Genomic DNA, 1185 nt, shown 5'->3' with positions numbered 1-1185 from the left:
CGTCCATCCTGGAGCTGTCAAATTGGGTTGAGCAACGTGGCTCCGCCGAGGTGGCAGACAATGTGCGAGGCGCCCTTTTCACAATCGGCCACAATGAAGAATTCATCAAAATGACTCTCGCCGTGCTAATGGAATCGGAATAGTCGCAAGCCCATACAGCTCGTCGGCTCAAATCGCGTCACGTTCAAACCTCGATTACTGTACGCACATACAGTATTTGAGATTCACGCTATGAACGTAGACATGGACACCGACGATTGGCTCGGCTGCCCCACTCCGCTGGAGATGTACCAGCACCAATGCTCAATCCTCGTAGATGAGCTGGTGGAGACCGAGCGCATGCTGCGTCGAGCTCGGGCGAATATCGCCGGCCTAGTGCAGATGAACGACCTGCTGATGACGGGAAAGGCCGAGACAGAAGCAAAGCTCGCTGCGGCTGAGGAAAAGATCAGCACGCTGGAACAGCAGTACTCGTTTGCCTCAGTGCAAAGCGTGAAAATCATCACCGGGCAGCGCGACCATCTTCTCAGGGAGAATCAGCGACTGCTGCTCGAGCTTAGCGTTTACAAGCAGCCACTAGCCTAACTCGTCTGCATAGGCCGTTACCGCTTCCTCAGTCAGCTCGCGCCACTCACCCTCATTGATCAGCCCCTGTTGCTTGAGGTCGTCAGCCAGGGCCAGCCGTGTTTCGTAGCGCTCCTCAGGCGTGGCCGATATGAAGGCTGGATCGTTACGCAGCGCAAACCACGCCTCCATTGCGTTCACCTGATCAATGTTAATCGCCATGACGAATACCTCGGGCCAGTGTCTACAGTGTAGAGATTGGCCGGGGACCGGCTGTTCATCGGCGCCGACGAGCGGAGATGCTTATGTGCGGGAGACTTTCACAGTACCGAGGAATCCACGACTTCGTTGCAGCACTTAGTATGCCCAATGCACTGGCGAACTCCGTGGGCGATCAACCAATTGAACGGTACAACGTGGCACCGACAACCGCAGTTGCATTGCTGCACCTGCAGGGCGAATTGCTCCACGCTGATCCGGTACGCTGGGGATGGCGGCCGCACTGGGCGAAAGACCGGGCGGCACCTATCAACGCCCGCGTGGAAAAAGTGGCGCATGGTCCGTTCTTCAGGGCGATCTGGCCGCACCGGGCAATCACGCCAATCGATAACTGGTTTGAGT

At 56.8% G+C, this 1185-nt stretch carries 3 protein-coding genes; 2 read left to right on the top strand and 1 reads right to left on the bottom strand.

Features of this window, described 5'->3' with window-relative positions; genetic code table 11:
• Nucleotides 1-231 precede the first annotated feature (231 nt).
• Nucleotides 232-585: a hypothetical protein gene (locus tag GIW04_RS30855; RefSeq protein ID WP_057711381.1), complete on the top strand. Its 354-nt coding sequence runs from the start codon at nucleotides 232-234 to the stop codon at nucleotides 583-585.
• Here GIW04_RS30855 and GIW04_RS30850 read toward each other — a convergent pair.
• Nucleotides 577-786: a hypothetical protein gene (locus tag GIW04_RS30850; RefSeq protein ID WP_120249067.1), complete on the bottom strand. Its 210-nt coding sequence runs from the start codon at nucleotides 784-786 to the stop codon at nucleotides 577-579. The genes GIW04_RS30855 and GIW04_RS30850 overlap by 9 nt on opposite strands.
• A gap of 83 nt (nucleotides 787-869) precedes the next feature.
• On the opposite strand from GIW04_RS30850, the gene GIW04_RS30845 reads away from it, so the two are divergent.
• On the top strand, nucleotides 870-1185 hold a 316-nt coding region (locus GIW04_RS30845; RefSeq protein WP_236479625.1), incomplete at its 3' end, for an SOS response-associated peptidase family protein.

Source organism: Pseudomonas sp. PA-4-8C, from assembly GCF_021606625.1.
Classification (GTDB): domain Bacteria; phylum Pseudomonadota; class Gammaproteobacteria; order Pseudomonadales; family Pseudomonadaceae; genus Aquipseudomonas; species Aquipseudomonas lactis.
Note: the sequence above shows the minus strand (reverse complement) of the source record. Positions and strands in the feature narration are given on the sequence as shown.

Bases quoted from the DNA above. Each gene is read 5' to 3' on its own strand.
- GIW04_RS30855 (WP_057711381.1), top strand. From the start codon at position 232: ATGAACGTAGACATGGACACCGACGATTGGCTCGGCTGCCCCACTCCG.
- GIW04_RS30850 (WP_120249067.1), bottom strand. From the start codon at position 786: ATGGCGATTAACATTGATCAGGTGAACGCAATGGAGGCGTGGTTTGCG.